The sequence below is a fragment of the Micromonospora sp. NPDC049903 genome (assembly GCF_044460945.1).
Lineage (GTDB): Bacteria > Actinomycetota > Actinomycetes > Mycobacteriales > Micromonosporaceae > Micromonospora.
In genome coordinates this window covers 38,007-53,437 of record NZ_JBITKL010000028.1, presented here as the reverse complement: position 1 = coordinate 53,437, position 15,431 = coordinate 38,007, and the positions used below count along the sequence as shown (strand labels likewise).

Genomic DNA, 15,431 nt, shown 5'->3' with positions numbered 1-15,431 from the left:
CCCCTCACCCTCACCTCACCACCACTTCCGGAGGTTCGCTGTGCCCAGAACACGAACTCCGCGCCGATGGCGCGGCACGCTCGCCGTCGGCCTCGCCGTCGCGCTGGTCTCGACCGCCTGCTCCGGAGCCGGCGGCGGATCGTCCGACGACGGCACGGCCATCACCGTGCTGATGGTCGGCAACCCGCAGATGGAGGACCTGGCCAAGGTCACCGCCGAGAACTTCACCAAGGACACCGGGATCACCGTCCGGTTCACCATCCTGCCCGAGAACGAGCTGCGCGACCGGGTCACCCAGGACGTCGCCACCCAGGGCGGCCAGTACGACGTGGCCACCATCGGCGCGTACGAGGCGCCCATCTGGGCGCAGAACGACTGGCTGCACGAACTCAGCTCGTACGCCGACGGGGACACCGGCTACGACAAGGGCGACCTGCTCGAACCGATGGTCGCCTCGCTCTCCGGCCAGGACGGCAAGCTCTACGCGGCGCCGTTCTACGGCGAGTCGTCCTTCCTGATGTACAACAAGGAACTCTTCGCGGCCAAGAACATCACCATGCCGGAGCGCCCGACCTGGCAGCAGGTCGCCGGGTTCGCCGCCCAGCTCGACGACTCCGACGCGGGGATCTCCGGCATCTGCCTGCGTGGGCTGCCCGGCTGGGGTGAGCTGTTCGCGCCGCTGACCACCGTGGTGAACACGTTCGGCGGCACCTGGTTCGAGAAGGACTGGACGCCGAAGGTCAACGCGCCGGAGTTCACCGAGGCGACCAAGTTCTACGTCGACCTGCTCCGCGCGCACGGCCAGCCGGGCGCACCGCAGTCCGGGTTCACCGAGTGCCTGAACACGTTCGGCCAGGGCAAGGCGGCCATGTGGTACGACGCCACCTCCGCCGCCGGCACCCTGGAGGACCCCAACTCCAGCACGGTCGCCGGCAAGGTCGGCTACGTGTACGCGCCGGTCGAGCGGACCGACTCGTCCGGCTGGCTGTGGGCGTGGGCGTTGGCCATGCCGAAGACCACCAAGAACGCCGACGCCGCCTGGAAGTTCATCTCCTGGGCCACCGGCAAGGAGTACGAGCGGCTGATCGGTGGCTCGCTCGGCTGGTCCCGGGTACCGGCCGGCAAGCGCCAGTCCACCTACGAGATCGCCGAGTACCGCGAGTCCGCGAGCGCCTTCGCCGACATCACGCTGAAGTCCATCCAGGAGGCCGACCCGGTCGACCCGGGCGTGCAGCCCCGGCCCGCGCTCGGGGTGCAGTTCGTCGGCATCCCGGAGTTCGCCGACCTCGGCACCAAGGTCTCCCAGGAGGTGTCGGCGGCGATCGCCGGCCAGAGCACCGTCGAACGGGCGCTCGCCGACGGCCAGCGGTTGGCCGAGGAAGCCGCCAGCAAACACCGGTAGCCGCGCGTCGGGGCCGGTCGACCGGCCGGCCCCGACCCTGCCCTGTGAGGCGGATCGATGACCACGACCACCATCGGCCCGGACGCGAGCGCGCGTCCCGCCGTACGTCCCACCCGGCCGGACCGCAAGCAGCGCTGGGCCCGCCGCGCCCCGCTGCTGCCCGCCCTGGTCTTCGCCATCGTGGTGACCCAGCTCCCGTTCCTGTTCACCCTCTACCTGTCCACCCAGAGCTGGAACGCGTTGCGTCCGGGCAGCCAGGAGTTCATCGGGCTGGCCAACTACGCGACCGTGCTCAGCGACGCGCGGCTGCGGGCCGCCCTGGTCAACACCGTGGTGCTCACCGCCTCGTCGGTGATCGTCTCGGTGCTGCTCGGCCTCGGCCTGGCCCTCCTGCTGGACCGGAAGTTCCCCGGCCGGGGCATCGTGCGGACCCTGCTCATCACCCCGTTCCTGGTGATGCCGATGGCGGCGGCGCTGCTCTGGAAGCACGCCATCTACAACCCGTCGTACGGCCTGATCAACGGCATCTTCGGCGGCAGCACCGACTGGGTGTCGCAGTATCCGATGGTGGCCGTGGTCGCCTCGCTGGTCTGGCAGTGGACCCCGTTCATGATGCTGATCATCTTGGCCGGGTTGCAGGGTCAGTCCCTGGAGACGCTGGAGGCCGCCCGGGTCGACGGCGCCGGACCGTGGCAGACCTTCACCCGGATCACGCTGCCCTACCTGCGGCCCTACCTGGAACTCGGCGCCCTGCTCGGCGCGATCTATCTGGTGCAGACGTTCGACGCGGTCTTCACCATCACCCAGGGCGGTCCCGGGCGGGCCACCACCAACCTGCCGTACGAGATCTACCTGACCACCTTCCGTAAGTTCGAGTACGGCGAGGCCGCCGCGGCCGGTGTGGTGGTGGTGATCGGCACGATCGTCGTCGCCACCTTCGCGCTGCGGCTGCTCTCCAGCCTGTTCCGGATGGAGGACGCGCGATGACGCGTACCGCTGCCCCGGTCCGGCGTGGCCCGGGCTTCACCGGCGCGGTCTGGACCGTGCTGGCCTGGCTCGCCGGACTGTTGTTCTTCCTGCCGGTGGCGTGGATGGTGCTGACCGGCTTCAAACGCGAGGTGGACGCCGCCAGCAACCCGCCGGCCTGGTTCTTCACCCCGGTGCTCGACGGCTACCGGCAGGTCTTCGACCGCGACCTGATGCCGTACCTGCTCAACTCGCTGATGGCCAGCGTGATGTCCACGCTGCTGGTGCTGCTGCTGGCCACCCCGGCCGCGTACGCGCTGTCCATCCGGCCGGTCGCCAAGTGGCGCGACGTGCTGTTCTTCTTCATCAGCACCAAGATGCTGCCGGTGGTCGCCGCGCTGCTGCCGATCTACCTGCTGGTGCAGAACCTCGGCATGCTGGACAACGTCTGGACCCTGGTCGTGCTCTACACGGCGATGAACCTGCCGCTGGCGGTCTGGATGATGCGCTCGTTCATGCTGGAGGTGCCGACCGCCCTGATCGAGGCGGCGGCGATGGACGGCGCGAGCCTGCCGGTCACCATCCGGCGGATCCTGTTGCCGATCGTCGCGCCCGGCCTGGCCGCCACCGCGCTGATCTGCTTCATCTTCAGCTGGAACGAGTTCTTCCTCGCGGTCAACCTCACCGCCACCAGGGCCGGCACCTCGCCGATCTTCCTGGTCGGCTTCGTCACCTCCGAAGGGCTGTTCCTGGCCCGGCTCTGCGCGGCAGCGACGATCGTGTCGTTGCCGGTCGTGCTGGCCGGCTGGATCGCCCAGAAACAACTCGTCCGAGGACTCTCCATGGGGGCGGTCAAGTGAAGGCAGCAGTCATCGTCACGCCGGGTCAGATCAGCGTCGAGTCCGTACCGGACCCCACGCCCGGCCCCCGGGACGTGGTCGTCGAGGTGGCCGGCAGCGGGATCTGCGGCACCGACCTGCACATCATGGACGGCGAGTTCGCGCCCGCGTACCCGATCGTGCCGGGTCACGAGTTCGCCGGCACGGTGGTCGCGGTCGGCGGCGACGTCACCGAGGTCCGGGTCGGCGACCCGGTCGCGGTGGACCCGTCGCTGCACTGCGGCGAGTGCTACCAGTGTCGGCGCGCCCGGGGCAACCTGTGCGAACGGTGGAACGCCATCGGGGTGACCGTCGCCGGGGGCGCGGCCGACTACGCCCTCGCCCCGGTCCGCAACTGCGTGGTGCTGCCCGAGGGCGTCGCACCGGCCGACGCGGCCCTGATCGAGCCGCTGTCCTGCGCGGTACGCGGCTTCGACGTGCTGCCCCGGCGGCTCGCCGACCACTACCTGATCTATGGCGCGGGCACGATGGGCCTGATGATGCTCGAACTCGCCAAACGCTGCGGCGCGTCCACGGTCAGCGTGGTCGACCCGAATCCCGACCGCCTCGCCACCGCCGTCGCGCTGGGCTGTTCGGCGAGCGCGGCGGGCGCGGACGAGTTGGACCGGGCGCGCGGCTGGGACGTGGTGATCGACTGCACCGGCGTGCAGGCGGCCATCGAAGACGGCCTCGGTAGGGTCGCCCCCGCCGGCACGTTCCTCCAGTTCGGCGTCTCCGAGTACGCCACCCGGGTGCCGGTCGAGCCCTACCGCATCTACAACAAGGAGATCACCGTCACCGGCTCGATGGCGGTGCTGCACAGCTTCGAACGCGCCGCTGAACTCTTCGCCGTCGGGGTCCTGGATCCGGCCGTCTTCATCAGCCACCGGTACCCGCTGGAGAAGTACGCCGACGCCATGGCGCAGTTCCGGGCCGGCGTCGGTCGCAAGATCCAGATCGCCGCCGCGTGAGGTGCGCGGCGGCGTCTCCGATCCGGGCGGGACCCGACGGCGTGGGTCACCGACCCAGCGCGAACGCCAGCACGATCGTGGCGACCAGCGTCAGCGCGGCCAGCACCGCGAGGGTGATCTTCACCGCGCTGTATGGGCGGTCGCCGATCACCTCGCCGGTGCGGGCGTTGACCAGGATCTGGTACGACCGCCCGGCGTGCAGGTAGGCGGCGACCCAGACCGGCAACAGCATCAGCTTGTACGTCACGTCCGAGTAGCTGGTGTCGACGGAGTCGACGCGCTGTTCGTCGCCACCGATGTCGCGGCGGCAGTCACCCTGGATGACCGGCGCCATCCGGGTCTTCGCCGTGGCCAGCCCCGCCTCGGGCTCGGTGTCGTAGCGCAGCGCGTGGTAACCGGCCAGGTAGTCCCCGTGGTACGCGACCGCCTCGGTCAGCGGCCACGGGGCCAACCGGTCCAGTTGCTGCTCCGGCAGATACCGGGTGGCCGGGACCAGCACGTCGTCGAAGTCCCGCCGGACCGTGCCGCCGGCCGGATGCCACTGGGTGCGGCGTACCTGCCGGGTCCGCGTCTCGGTCTTGCCGTCGACGATCACCGTGTAGGTCTCGGTGACCCAGTAGTGCTGGCCGCGCTGCCCCCGGTACTGCGACACGGTCCGCGCGTCGAAGGTCCAGTGCGGCAGGTAGGTGCCCTTGAGCGTCTCCGCCTCGCTGACCTTCTTGAGGCTGTTCGGGGCGAACCAGCGGCTGCGGCACCAGGTGCTCAGCGCCGTCCGCACGCCGGAGCGGTCCACCACGAACGGCAGCACCCCCTCGGGGGCGATCAGGCTGCCCGTCGCGTGGTCGGCCACCAGCGGCGCGGTGCAGAACTGGCAGCGCTTCGCCAGCGCGTTGCTCTCGGTCCGGGCACCGCAGCCCGGGCAGACGAAGGTGTACGCGCCGACCTGCGCCACCGGTTTGCGCGCCAACGTGGCCAACTGGGCGTACGCGTGCTCGCGTACCTCCCGGCCGGCCCCGGCGATCTCCTGCTGGCTGCCGCAGTACGGGCAGCGCAGCACCGCCGCGCCCGGCGCGTACTCCACCCGGGCGCCGCAGCCGCCGCATCCGAACGACGGCGGGACGGTCGCGCCGCTCATCGCGGCGGCAGCGGCGGCGGAACGCTGGCCAGCACCGAGGCGAGCTCGGGAAGCTGCCCGGCGGGCTGCCACTGTGCCATGCCGGACCGCCAGGCCAGGGTGTCCGGGCCCAGCGTGCCGGCGGCCACCTGGGCGGCCAGCCCACCGAGGTCGAACGGACCCTGTCGTTGCCCGTCGACGCCGATGAACCACTGGGTCTGGTTCGGCAGCGGCGGTGGCTCGGCGCTCGGCGGTGTCGTGGCGTGCGCCGCCGGGGCCTGCGGTGCGGGCGCGTGCTGCGTCTCGCCGGCCATCGTGCGGGCCATCTGTTGTCCCATCGCCATGCCCATGCCGAGCCCGACACCGGCGCCCGCCTCGCCGCCCGGGTTGCGTGCCGCCTCCTCCAGCGCGGTCGCGGCCTGGAACTGGGTGAAGCGGTCCAGATCGCCGACCGCGCCCATGCTGGTGCGCTTGTCCAGCGCCCGCTCCACCTCCGGCGGCACGGAGATGTTCTCGATGACGAAGGTGGGGATCGCGATGCCGACATCGGCCAGTTCCGCCGTCAGCACCCCGGCCAGCCGCCGGCCGATGGCGTCCTGGTGCGCGGCCAGGTCCAGCAGCGGTACGCCGGCCGTGGCCAGCGCCCCGCCGAGCCGTCCCACGATGAGCTGTCGCAGGTACTCCTGCACCTCCTCGGTGCGGAACTGCGGATCGGTGCCGACCAGCTCCCGCAGCAGACGCTGCGCGTCCACCACCCGGGCCGCGTACGCGCCGAACGCGCGCAGCCGGACCACGCCGAACTCGGCGTCCCGCAGGATCACCGGATTCTGGGTGCCCCACTTCATCTCGGTGAACTGCCGGGTGTTGACGAAGTACACCTCGGCCTTGAACGGCGAGTTGAAGCCGTACTTCCAGCCCTTGAGCGTGGAGAGGATGGGCAGGTTGCGGGTCTCCAGCGTGTAGGTGCCGGGTGGGAACGCGTCGGCGATCTGCCCCTCGTTGACGAACACCGCCGTCTGCGACTCGCGCACGATCAGCTTGGCGCCCATCTTGATCTCGTTCTGGTACCGGGGGAAGCGCCAGACGATCGTGTCGCGGCTGTCGTCCAGCCACTCCACGATGTCGACGAACTCGCCCCGGAGCCGGTCCATGAGTCCCATCGCGTCCCTCCCTGTCGACCAGGTGATCATCGGCGTCGCGGGCGACCGTATCAACCGGTGACCAGCAGCACCGCCCGGGTGCGGGCCTCGGCCGGATGCCGCGCCGGCCGCGCCCCGGGACGACGGTACCGATCGCCGGTCAGGCGCTCACCGCCGGTTGGCGCGGCGCGGCGACCAGGCGGCGGGGCTTGACCAGGTGGACGACGCCCTGTGCGGCGTCCACCTCGGTCACCGTGTAGCCGGCCCGTTCGTACACCCCGATGTTGCGGGTGCTGCGGTGGCCGGTGCACAACGCGTGGTGCGTGGTGGTCTCCGGGGCCTGCGACTCGGCGTGGGCGAGCAGCCAGGACCCGATCCCCCTGCCGGCCTCGTCGGGAGCGACCATCAGGCGGCCGACCAGCCAGGCGTCCCCGTCGGCGCGGGCCCGCACCGACCCGATCAGGCGACCGTCGCGGCGCAGGCACCAGATCCGCCAGGTCGACGTGGAGGCGCGCAGGTCCGCGAACGACTCCTGCAACGGCGGCAGGTCGAGGGTGTCGTTGACGATCGCCTCCTGCACCCAGCAGCAGCGCTGGAGCACGAACAGCTCGGCCAGGTCCTCGTCCCGGACCTCGGCCAGGGTCAGTCCCTCGACCGGCCCGACGGTGAGTTCCGGGGGCGCGGGCGCCCGCAACGGGCGCACGGCCCGGGCCACCCGGTCGAGTTCGCGCAGCACGGTGCGCGCGCCGTCGGACAGCGCGGGAGAGTCGACCACCTGCCCGTCGCGGGTGTGCTCGGCGAGGCGCAGCGCGACGGTGGCGCCGATCGGCACCATCCGCAGCGTGGTGACGACCTGCTTGGCCATCTGCACCGCCCGGGTGCCGGCCGAGGTGTTGCCGTAGCTGACGAACGCCACCGGCTTCCACGCCCACTCCTGATAGAGGAAGTCGAAGGCGTTCTTCAGCACCGCCGGCATGCCGAAGTTGTACTCCGGGGTGACCACCACGAACGCGTCGGCGGCGGCGACCCGGCGACTCCACTCGCGGGTGTGCTCGTGCGCGTACTCGCCGCGCGACGGGTGCTCGGGCTCGTCGAACATCGGCAGCCCGACGTCGGCCAGGTCCGCGACCTCGACGTGGGTCCGGTGCCGGGCGGCGTCCGGCGCGGTGGCCCGGACGAACCAGTCGGTGACGGCCGGGCCGAGTCGGCCGGGCCGGGTGCTCGCGACGATGACGAGGACGCGCAGGGGTGCGGACGGAACAGTCGATGACATGTCAACGAACGTACCCGGATTTTCGATGACATGTCAACGACAGGTACGGTGGTGACATGGCGACACCGTGGCTGAACGCCGACGAGGAGCAGACGTGGCGGGCGTTCCGGCGTCTGCTCGTCGCGCTGCCCGCCCGCCTGGACCGGGACCTGGTCCGCGACTCGGGGCTCTCTCCGGCGGACTACGAGGTGCTCAGCACGCTGTCGGAGAAGCCGAACCGCCGCTGGGCGCTCAAGGACCTCGCCGCCAAGATGGAGTGGTCCCGCAGTCGGCTCTCCCACCACGCCACCCGGATGCAGGCCCGTGGGCTCGTGGCCCGGGAACCCGACCCGCAGGACGCCCGGGGCTGCCTGCTGCGCCTGACCGACGACGGCTTCGGCGTGCTGGAACGCGCCGCGCCGCACCACGTCGTGTCGGTACGCGCCCGCTTCCTCGACCACCTCGACGCCGACGAACTGGCGTTGTTGCGTGCCCTCTCCACCCGCATCGCCGACCTGCCCGATTGAGCGGCGCGCGGCCGGACGTCGGTGGGCGTCGGACCGCTAACCTCGGCCCGTGCACACCACGTCCGGGCCCCGCGCCCTGACCACCGCCGAACGGGCCATCGACGGCCGGTTCCGTGCCGTGCTGGACCGGCTGCCCCGGCACGGCCCGGTCGGTGGGCTCGTCGAGTTCGTGGTGTTCGGGCTCAAGCAGGCGTGGGCGTGCGTCTTCGGCGCGGCCATGCTGGCGGTGATCCTCGCCGCGCACCTCTGGTATCCGGCGGACGCGCCGATCGCCCGCAACGACGCGCTGACCGTGGCCGCCGTCGTCATCCAGGTCGCCATGTTGGCCGGTCGCCTGGAGACGCTGCGCGAACTGCGGGTGATCCTGTTGTTCCACCTCGTCGGCACCGTGATGGAGCTGTTCAAGACGCACGTCGGATCGTGGACGTACGAGCCCGACGGGATCCTGCGGCTCGGCGGCGTACCCCTCTTCAGCGGCTTCATGTACGCCGCGGTCGGCTCCTACCTCGCCCGGGTGTACCGGTTGTTCGACCTGCGATTCACCCGCTACCCGAAGCGGTGGGTGACCGCCGTGCTGGCCGCCGCGATCTACCTCAACTTCTTCACGAACCATGTCGTCTGGGATGCCCGCTGGCCGCTCGTCGGCGCCGTGGTGCTGGTGTTCGGCCGCTGCGTCATGCACTTCCGAATCTTCCGGTTCCGGTGGCGGATGCCGCTGCTGGTGGCCTTCCTCCTGGTCGCCTTCTTCATCTGGCTCGCCGAGAACATCGCCACCTGGTCCAACGCCTGGCTCTATCCCAGCCAGCTCGACGGCTGGCATCCGGTGTCGCCGGCCAAGCTCGCCTCCTGGTATCTCCTGATGATCATCTCGGTGGTGCTGGTCACCTGGATCTCGCCGCCGCAGCCACCCGAGGATCCGCCGGAGCAGCCCGCCGACCCGGCGACGCCGCCCGAGGAATCGCCGGAGCCTCCCGACGACGACCCGGCCACGACGGCACGCAGCGGTTCCGCCGCCCCCTGAGGCCACGCGCCGGGTCGCCGCCGACTCGTACTTTCGGCCGCGTGGTCTCCTGCCGGGGACCGGTGCGGTCGCGGCCCGTATGCCGATGAGTCGCCCCCGCCGCGAACGCCACCATGGCGTCATGAAGGCGATCGTTGCGCACCGATACGGCTCACCCGACGTGTTGCGGCTCCAGGAGGTCGACCGGCCGGTCCCGGCCCCCGACGAACTGCTGGTGCGGGTGCACGCGGCCTCGCTCAACGCGCGGGACTGGCACGTCCTGCGCGGCGACCCCTACCTGGCCCGGCTGGCCGCGCCGCAGATGATGGGGCTGCGCGGGCCCCGGCGCGTGATCCGGGGCACCGACTTCGCGGGCACCGTCGAGGCGGTCGGCGCCGACGTCGACCGGTACCGCCCCGGTGACGAGGTGTACGGCGACACCGGCGACCTGCACGGGGCGTTCGCCGAGTACCTCTGCGTACCCGCCGCGCAGGTCGAGTCGAAACCGGCGAGTCTCAGCTTCGCGCAGGCCGCGGCGCTGCCGCTGGCCGGCAACACGGCCCTGCTCGGGGTACGCGACGTGGGGCGGCTGCGCGACGGGCAACACCTGCTGGTCAACGGTGCCTCCGGCGGTGTCGGGACGTTCGCGGTCCAGATCGGCAAGGCGCTCGGAGCCACCGTGACGGCGGTCTGCCGGACCCGCAACGTCGACCTGGTCCGGTCGCTCGGCGCGGACCACGTGGTCGACTACACCACCCACGACTTCGCCCGCCTGGGCCGCCGCCACGACGTCGTGCTCGACCTGGTCGGCAACCGGTCCCTGGCCGACCTGCGGCGCGCCCTGGTCCCCGGCGGCACCCTGGTGCTCTCCGGCGGCGGGACCTTCCGGGGCCGGCCCGCCCTGGTCGGGCCGATGGCACTGCTGCTCCGGGCCCGGTTGGCGACGCGCGCCGCCGGTGAGCGGAGGGAACTGCTCGCGACGCCGCAGAGCCGTGAGCTGCTGGCCGGGCTGCGCGACCTGGTTGAGGCCGGCCTGGTCGACCCGGTCGTCGACCGCACGTACCCGCTCGCCGAGGTGCCCGAGGCGATGCGCTACCTGGAGGGCGAGCACGCCCGCGCCAAGGTGGTCATCACCGTCTGAGCCGGGACCGGCGCGGTCTGCGGGGCTCAGTCGTGGTGGATCGGGCTGTCCAGCTCGGTCAACGGACGACCCGAGCCGCCCCAGGACTCGGCGACGATCTCGGCGGCGATGGCCACCGCCGTCTCCTCCGGCGTACGCGCACCGAGGTCCAGCCCGATCGGGGAGCGCAGGCGGGCCAGGGTCTGCTCGTCCACCCCCGCCTCGCGCAGCCGACGCATCCGGTCGTCGTGGGTGCGGCGACTGCCCATCGCGCCGATGTAGCGCGCGGGCGTCCGCAGGGCGACCTGGAGCAGCGGGACGTCGAACTTCGGGTCGTGGGTCAGCACGCAGAGCACGGTGCGTTCGTCGACGGCCGTCTCGGCGAGGTACTCGTGCGGCCAGCGCACCACGAGGTCGTCCACGTCGGGGAAGCGTTTGCGGGTGGCGAACACCGGACGGGCGTCGCAGAGCGTCACATGGTGGCCGAGGAACCGGCCGATCCGCGCGACGGCGGCGGCGTAGTCGATCGCGCCGAACACGATCATCCGGGGCGGCGGCACGTACGACTGGACGAAGACCGACACCTCGTCGCGGCGCTGCTCGCCGTGCGTACCGAGGTGGACGGTGCCGGTGCTGCCCTGGGCCAGCATCCCGGCGGCCTGCTGCGCCACCGCGCGGTCCAGATCGGGGTCGCCGAGGCTGCCGGCCACCCGGTCGGGCCAGACGACGAGCTGGGCGTCCCCGGTCGACGCGGTGGCCACCGGCCGGCCGGCGGTGATCGCCTCCAGGACCGCGTCGGTCTCGGTCAGCGCCGCCTGCGGCTGCACCAGGATCTCGATGGTGCCGCCGCAGGTCAGACCCACCCCGAACGCGTCGTCGTCACTGACGCCGTAGATCTCGGTCCGCGCTTTGCCGGTCTCGATGGCCTCCCGGCACAGCTCGAAGACCGCACCCTCGACGCAGCCACCGGAGACGCTGCCCAGCACCTCGCCGTCGGCGTTGACCGCCATGGTGGCCCCGGGTTGCCGGGGCGCCGAGCGCCAGGTGCGCACGACGGTGGCCACGGCGAACGCGACGCCGGCCGTGCGCCAGTGCGTCAGTCCGTCCGCGATGTCCCGCATGGCTGCACCATCCGTGGACACCGGTGTCATCGTCAACCCGACCTAAGCAATTGCTTAGGTCGACGTTGACTTTGTAAACGGCCCCGACCAGATTCTGGCGGGACCGTGGAGGAGCGACATCATGCAGGTTCCGGCACCGTTCGAGTACGAGCGCGCCACCAGTGTGGACCAGGCCATAGGTTTGTTGGAACGGCTGGGCGGAACAGCTCGGCTGATCGCCGGTGGGCACAGCCTGCTGCCGATGATGAAGCTGCGGCTGGCCAATTTCGACTATCTGATCGACATCAACGATCTGCACCCGGAACTCGGTTACATCCGGCCCGGCCGGCACGAGCTGCGCATCGGCGCGCTCACCCGGCACCGCGAGTTGTTGGAGTCCGCCGAACTGGCCGCCGCGTTCCCGATCTTCGCCGACGCGGAGCGGGTGATCGCCGACCCGATCGTGCGCAACCGGGGCACCCTGGGCGGCTCGCTCTGCCAGGCGGACCCGTCGGAGGACCTGTCTGCGGTCTGCACCACGCTGGACGCGAGCTGCGTGATCCGGGGCCCCGGCGGCGTCGAGCGGATCGTGTCGATGGAGGAGTTCCACGTCGGACCGTACGAGACGGCGGTCGGCGAGGCCGAGATGCTGATCGAGGTCCGGCTGCCGGTACGCCCCGGCGGCGGCAGCGCGTACGAGAAGGTCGAACGCCGGGCCGGCGACTGGGCCGTGGTGTCGGCCGGCGCGGCGATCTGGCTGGACGGCGGCGTGATCTCCGACGCCCGGGTGGGGCTGGCCGCGGTCGGCCCGAACACCACCGGCATCCCGGAGGTCTCGGCCGCGCTGCGCGGGCAGGAGCCGACCGAGAGCGTGTTCGCGCGGGCCGGCGAGATCGCGGCGAGCCAGTGCGAACCGGTCACCGACCAACGCGGCAGTGCCGACTACAAGCGGCATCTGGCCGCCGAGCTGACCAAGCGGGCCCTGCGCCGGGCCGCCGAGCGGGCGAGGAGCTGAGCATGCAGGTCACCATGACCGTCAACGACGTCGAGGTCACCCGGGAGATCGAGGGTCGGCTGCTGCTCGTGCACTTCCTGCGGGACGTGCTGGGCCTGACCGGCACGCACTGGGGCTGCGACACCAGCAACTGCGGCACCTGCGTGGTCTGGCTGGACGGCGAGCCGGTGAAGTCGTGCACGGTGCTCGCCGCGATGGCCGGCGGCCACGAGGTGCGTACCGTCGAGGGGCTGGCCAAGGGCGCCGAGCTGGACCCGGTGCAGCAGGGCTTCATGCAGTGCCACGGCCTCCAGTGCGGTTTCTGCACGCCGGGCATGATGATGACCGCGCGGGCGCTGCTGAACCGCAACCCCGACCCGAGCGAGCCGGAGATCCGCGAGGCGATCTCGGGCCAGATCTGCCGCTGCACCGGGTACGCCACCATCGTCCGGTCCGTGCGTTGGGCCGCCGTGCACGAGCAGGCCGCTGCGGCCAAGGTCGCCGAGTCCACCGAATCACCCGCCGCCGGCGAGATCTCCGACGCCGGCCAGCCTGCCGGGAGCCCCGCATGACGACCGTGCACGAGCCCGTGGACACGTTCCACGACAACGACCAGAAGCCGGTCGGGTACGGCCGGATGCTGCGCAAGGAGGACCCGCGCTTCGTACGCGGCCGGGGCCGCTACGTCGACGACGTGCAACTGCCCGGCATGCTGCACCTGGCCATCCTGCGGTCGCCGGTGGCGCACGCCCGGATCGTCTCCATCGACACCAGCGCCGCCGAGGCGTCGCCCGGGGTCAAGGCGGTGGTGACCGGGGCGATGCTGGCCGAGCAGAACCTGGCCTGGATGCCGACGCTCTCCAACGACGTGCAGGCGGTGCTCGCCACCGACAAGGTGCGCTTCCAGGGCCAGGAGGTGGCCTTCGTGGTCGCCGAGGACCGGTACGCCGCCCGCGACGCGCTGGAGCTGATCGACGTCGAGTACGACATCCTCGACCCGGTCGTCGACGTGCGCCGCGCGCTGCAGCCGGACGCCCCGGTGATCCGCGACGACCTCGAAGGCAAGGCGAACAACCACTGCTTCGACTGGGAGACCGGCGACGAGGCGGCCACCGAGGCCGCGTTCGCCCGCGCCGACGTGGTGGTCAGCGAGGACATCGTCTATCCCCGGGTGCACCCGGCGCCGATGGAGACCTGCGGCGCGCTCGCCGACTTCGACCCGATCGAGGGCAAGCTGCGGCTCTGGTCCACCACCCAGGCGCCGCACGCGCACCGCACCCTGTACGCCATTGTCGCCGGCATCCCCGAGCACAAGATCCAGGTGATCGCGCCGGACATCGGCGGCGGGTTCGGCAACAAGGTGCCGATCTACCCCGGGTACGTCTGCGCCATCGTCGCCTCGATCGTCACCGGCAAGCCGGTGAAGTGGATGGAGGACCGCTCGGAGAACTTGATCAGCACCGGTTTCGCCCGCGACTACATCATGCGCGGCGAGATCGCGGCGACCCGGGACGGCAAGATCCTGGCCATCCGCACCAACGTGCTCGCCGACCACGGCGCCTTCAACGGCACCGCCGCGCCGGTGAAGTACCCGGCCGGGTTCTTCGGCGTCTTCACCGGCAGCTACGACATCGAGGCCGCCTACTGCAAGATGACCGCGGTCTTCACCAACAAGGCCCCCGGCGGGGTCGCGTACGCCTGCTCGTTCCGGATCACCGAGGCCGTGTACCTGGTGGAGCGGATCGTCGACTGTCTCGCCGACGAGCTGGGCATGGACCCGGCGGAGCTGCGGCTGAAGAACTTCATCCAGCCCGAGCAGTTCCCGTACACGACGAAGACCGGCTGGGTCTACGACTCGGGCGACTACGAGCCGACCATGCGGCTGGCCATGGAGATGGCCGGCTACTCCGAGCTGCGCCGCGAGCAGGAGGAGAAGCGTGCCCGGGGCGAGCTGATGGGCATCGGCATCGCGTTCTTCACCGAGGCCGTCGGCGCCGGTCCCCGCAAGAACATGGACATCCTCGGGCTGGGCATGGCCGACGGCTGCGAGCTGCGCGTACACCCGACCGGCAAGGCCGTGGTCCGGCTCAGCGTGCAGTCCCAGGGGCAGGGCCACGAGACCACGTTCGCGCAGATCATCGCCGAGGAGATCGGCATCCCGCCGGACGACATCGACGTGGTGCACGGCGACACCGACAACACCCCGTTCGGTCTCGGCACGTACGGCAGCCGGTCCACCCCGGTCTCCGGGGCCGCCGCCGCGCTGGTCGCCCGCAAGGTCCGGGACAAGGCCAAGATCATCGCCTCGGCCATGCTGGAGGTGTCCGTCGCCGACCTGGACTGGGAGAAGGGCGCCTTCCACGTCAAGGGCGACCCGGGCAAGTCCGTCACGATCCAGGACATCGCCATGCGCGCGCACGGCGCCGGTGACCTGCCCGACGGGATCGAGGGCGGACTGGAGGCGCAGATCTGCTACAACCCGTCGAACCTGACCTACCCGCACGGGGCGTACATCTGCGTGGTGGACATCGACCCGGGCACGGCCCAGGTGACGGTGCGCCGGTTCATCGCGGTCGACGACTGCGGCACCCGGATCAACCCGATGATCATCGAGGGGCAGGTGCACGGCGGCCTGACCGACGGCGTCGGCATGGCGCTGATGGAGATGATCGCCTTCGACGAGGACGGCAACTGCCTCGGCGCGTCCATGATGGACTACCTCATCCCGACCGCGCTGGAGGTGCCTGACTGGGAGACCGGCTACACGGTCACCCCGTCGCCGCACCACCCGATCGGCGCCAAGGGCGTGGGGGAGTCGGCCACCGTCGGCTCGCCACCGGCGATCGTCAACGCGGTCGTGGACGCCCTCAAGCCGTTCGGCGTCCGGCACGCCGACATGCCGCTGACGCCGTCGCGGGTCTGGGACGCCATGCGCGGCCAGGCCCGACCGCCGATCTGAGGAGGCGAC

General features: G+C 71.3%; 14 protein-coding genes. 10 read left to right on the top strand and 4 right to left on the bottom strand.

The window, feature by feature from the left end:
* The first annotated feature begins 40 nt into the window (after positions 1-40).
* From ACIBO1_RS28010 to ACIBO1_RS27995, 4 genes are read left to right on the top strand one after another with little or no spacing between them, the layout of a single operon-like run.
* The gene (locus ACIBO1_RS28010; protein ID WP_396751599.1) at positions 41-1,402 is read left to right on the top strand and encodes an ABC transporter substrate-binding protein; all 1,362 of its coding nucleotides are present in this window, start codon (positions 41-43) and stop codon (positions 1,400-1,402) included.
* A gap of 57 nt (positions 1,403-1,459) precedes the next feature.
* On the top strand, positions 1,460-2,389 hold the full coding sequence (locus ACIBO1_RS28005; protein ID WP_396751597.1) for a carbohydrate ABC transporter permease: 930 nt from the start codon (positions 1,460-1,462) through the stop codon (positions 2,387-2,389).
* On the top strand, positions 2,386-3,228 hold the full coding sequence (locus tag ACIBO1_RS28000) for a carbohydrate ABC transporter permease (protein ID WP_396751595.1): 843 nt from the start codon (positions 2,386-2,388) through the stop codon (positions 3,226-3,228). The genes ACIBO1_RS28005 and ACIBO1_RS28000 overlap by 4 nt, the downstream gene beginning before the upstream one ends.
* Positions 3,225-4,217: a zinc-dependent alcohol dehydrogenase family protein gene (locus tag ACIBO1_RS27995; protein WP_396751593.1), complete on the top strand. Its 993-nt coding sequence runs from the start codon at positions 3,225-3,227 to the stop codon at positions 4,215-4,217. Before ACIBO1_RS28000 ends, ACIBO1_RS27995 begins: the two co-directional genes overlap by 4 nt.
* A gap of 46 nt (positions 4,218-4,263) precedes the next feature.
* On the opposite strand, the gene ACIBO1_RS27990 is transcribed toward ACIBO1_RS27995, so the two are convergent.
* From ACIBO1_RS27990 to ACIBO1_RS27980, 3 genes are all read right to left on the bottom strand, one after another.
* Positions 4,264-5,352 carry a hypothetical protein gene (locus ACIBO1_RS27990; protein WP_396751591.1) on the bottom strand — a complete coding sequence of 363 codons (1,089 nt, stop codon included), beginning with the start codon at positions 5,350-5,352 and terminating at the stop codon, positions 4,264-4,266.
* On the bottom strand, positions 5,349-6,491 hold the full coding sequence (locus tag ACIBO1_RS27985) for an SPFH domain-containing protein (protein ID WP_396751589.1): 1,143 nt from the start codon (positions 6,489-6,491) through the stop codon (positions 5,349-5,351). Before ACIBO1_RS27985 ends, ACIBO1_RS27990 begins: the two co-directional genes overlap by 4 nt.
* A 139-nt stretch (positions 6,492-6,630) precedes the next feature.
* The gene (locus tag ACIBO1_RS27980; protein WP_396751587.1) at positions 6,631-7,743 is read right to left on the bottom strand and encodes a GNAT family N-acetyltransferase; all 1,113 of its coding nucleotides are present in this window, start codon (positions 7,741-7,743) and stop codon (positions 6,631-6,633) included.
* Positions 7,744-7,799: 56 nt separating this feature from the next.
* Here ACIBO1_RS27980 and ACIBO1_RS27975 point away from each other — a divergent pair, with 56 nt between their 5' ends.
* From ACIBO1_RS27975 to ACIBO1_RS27965, 3 genes are all read left to right on the top strand, one after another.
* Complete coding sequence (locus ACIBO1_RS27975) at positions 7,800-8,249, top strand: MarR family winged helix-turn-helix transcriptional regulator (RefSeq protein ID WP_396751585.1); 450 nt, start codon at positions 7,800-7,802, stop codon at positions 8,247-8,249.
* Between the two features lie 49 nt (positions 8,250-8,298).
* The gene (locus ACIBO1_RS27970) at positions 8,299-9,270 is read left to right on the top strand and encodes a DUF817 domain-containing protein (RefSeq protein WP_396751583.1); all 972 of its coding nucleotides are present in this window, start codon (positions 8,299-8,301) and stop codon (positions 9,268-9,270) included.
* 121 nt (positions 9,271-9,391) lie between these two features.
* Positions 9,392-10,390 (top strand): NAD(P)-dependent alcohol dehydrogenase, encoded by a 999-nt coding sequence (locus ACIBO1_RS27965; protein ID WP_396751581.1) that lies wholly within the window; start codon positions 9,392-9,394, stop codon positions 10,388-10,390.
* A 26-nt stretch (positions 10,391-10,416) separates the two neighbouring features.
* Here the strand turns inward: ACIBO1_RS27965 and ACIBO1_RS27960 are convergent, their stop codons facing one another.
* Positions 10,417-11,490, bottom strand: coding sequence for an XdhC family protein (locus tag ACIBO1_RS27960; protein WP_396751579.1), 1,074 nt, complete (start codon positions 11,488-11,490; stop codon positions 10,417-10,419).
* 121 nt (positions 11,491-11,611) lie between these two features.
* On the opposite strand from ACIBO1_RS27960, the gene ACIBO1_RS27955 reads away from it, so the two are divergent.
* Genes ACIBO1_RS27955 through ACIBO1_RS27945 form a run of 3 tightly spaced genes read left to right on the top strand, consistent with a single transcriptional unit; the run spans position 11,612 to position 15,422 of the window.
* Entirely contained in the window at positions 11,612-12,484 is an 873-nt protein-coding gene (locus ACIBO1_RS27955) for a xanthine dehydrogenase family protein subunit M (protein WP_131053981.1), read from the top strand.
* Between the two features lie 2 nt (positions 12,485-12,486).
* Entirely contained in the window at positions 12,487-13,035 is a 549-nt protein-coding gene (locus ACIBO1_RS27950; RefSeq protein ID WP_396751578.1) for a (2Fe-2S)-binding protein, read from the top strand.
* Positions 13,032-15,422: an aerobic carbon-monoxide dehydrogenase large subunit gene (locus ACIBO1_RS27945; RefSeq protein WP_396751576.1), complete on the top strand. Its 2,391-nt coding sequence runs from the start codon at positions 13,032-13,034 to the stop codon at positions 15,420-15,422. The genes ACIBO1_RS27950 and ACIBO1_RS27945 overlap by 4 nt, the downstream gene beginning before the upstream one ends.
* The last annotated feature ends 9 nt before the right edge of the window (positions 15,423-15,431 follow it).